Genomic DNA, 1,821 nt, shown 5'->3' with positions numbered 1-1,821 from the left:
TACTATAGAGAAGTTTATCAATCCCAGCGAGAGGATGTGATGTAATGGCTCGCCAACCCAGACATATGGGAATAGGTACGGCTCCACCAAAAGTAGAAAATATAAGAGCAACCCTGACACGGATTTGGGGTTATATGGTGACAGAGAAGAAGCTCTTCACTATCGTCCTCGGGATGATCGTAATAAGCTCGCTTTTGTCTTTACTTGGTCCCTATTTACTCGGAAAGACTGTGGATCTTGTTATTGAAGAACCACAAACCAATACGCTGTCTATCATGATCGCAATTCTCATAGTGATCTATATGTTCCACTCCATATCCCTGTGGCTGCAAAATTATTGGATGATTGGAATTGCTCAAACGACAGTTTATAAATTAAGGAACCACTTGTTTTCACATCTGCAGCGGCTACCGATTCTTTTTTTTCAGGAAAGGCAACAAGGAGATCTAATGAGTCGGTTAACCAACGATGTGGAGAATGTGAGCCGCACGTTGAACACAGCCGTCGTCCAATTTGTGACGAGTGTCTTAACGATCACGGGGACCATCGCAATGATGGTTTGGCTCAGTCCTTTGCTGACCTTGTTAACCTTGACGATTGTTCCGGTCATGTACGCCGGGATGAAGTGGATAACGAAGCGGACAGGAAGTTATTTTAAGGAACAGCAAAAGCACTTAGGGGAAGTCAATGGATATGTGGAAGAGATGTTCTCTGGACAAGCTATCATTACCATGTTCTCTAGAGAAGATCGGGTCATTCGAGATTTTGAAGAAAAAAATGAAGCTTTAAGACATTCGGGTTACTGGGCCCAGGTGTATACAGGCTTTATTCCGAAATTAATGAACATGCTGAATAACTTAAGCTTCGCCATCATCGTCGGCGGGGGTGGGTTATTAGTTCTGAACGGCTATGTTTCGATTGGAGTTATCGTTACGTTTACGACGTATGCCCGTCAGTTCACTCGTCCACTTAATGACCTAGCTAATCAATTCAACATGATTCTATCTGCAGTAGCCGGTGCGGATCGAGTGTTTCAAATCATTGATGAATCAGAAGAAAGCAAGGATGAGAAAAACGCCAGCGAGGTGACGACCCTCCAGGGTGATATTCAGTTTAGAGATGTTTCCTTTTCTTATGACGAGAAAGAACAGACATTATCACATATCAACTTTTATGCAAAAGCGGGGCAAACCATCGCTTTAGTTGGGCCGACAGGGGCGGGTAAAACGACGATCGTATCTTTACTGTCTCGCTTTTATGACCCTGATCAAGGAAAAGTTCTGGTTGACGGAAAAAATATCAATACCATTACTCGTGACAGCTTAAGAAGTCAAATGGGTGTGGTTTTGCAAGATGCCACTATGTTTCATAAAACAATCCGAGAGAATATTCGGTACGGACGAGTAGATGCCACAGATGAAGAGGTTGAAAAAGTGGCAAAAGACTCGCACGCGCACGGTTTTATTATGAAGCTGCCTAAAGGATATGACACGGTGCTGGATCCTGATGGAAAAGGGGTAAGTCACGGTCAAAGACAGTTGCTATCCATTGCCCGTGCGATGATCGCCAACCCTTCTTTACTGATTTTAGATGAAGCAACAAGCAGTATTGATACAGTTACCGAGTTGAAAATTAATGATGCATTAAAGAAATTGATGGAAGGCAGAACAAGCTTCGTCATTGCCCATCGGCTTAATACGATACGTGCTGCCGATTTAATTTTAGTCATGAAAAAAGGAAAAATTATTGAAAAAGGGAATCATAGAGACCTATTAAAAGGAAAAGGGTTCTATGCAGATCTAGTGAAAACTCAACAAGCCG

At 42.7% G+C, this 1,821-nt stretch carries 1 protein-coding gene; it reads left to right on the top strand.

What is annotated here, in order from left to right; all coding sequences use genetic code 11:
* Positions 1-44: 44 nt before the first annotated feature.
* A partial coding sequence (locus LD39_RS18885; protein ID WP_035551753.1) for an ABC transporter ATP-binding protein occupies positions 45-1,821 on the top strand: 1,777 nt, incomplete at its 3' end.

Origin of the sequence: Halobacillus sp. BBL2006, assembly GCF_000786645.1 — a bacterium.
Classification (GTDB): domain Bacteria; phylum Bacillota; class Bacilli; order Bacillales; family Halobacillaceae; genus Halobacillus.
The sequence above is the reverse complement of the archived record's forward strand: the minus strand, read 5'-3'. Positions and strand labels throughout refer to the sequence as shown.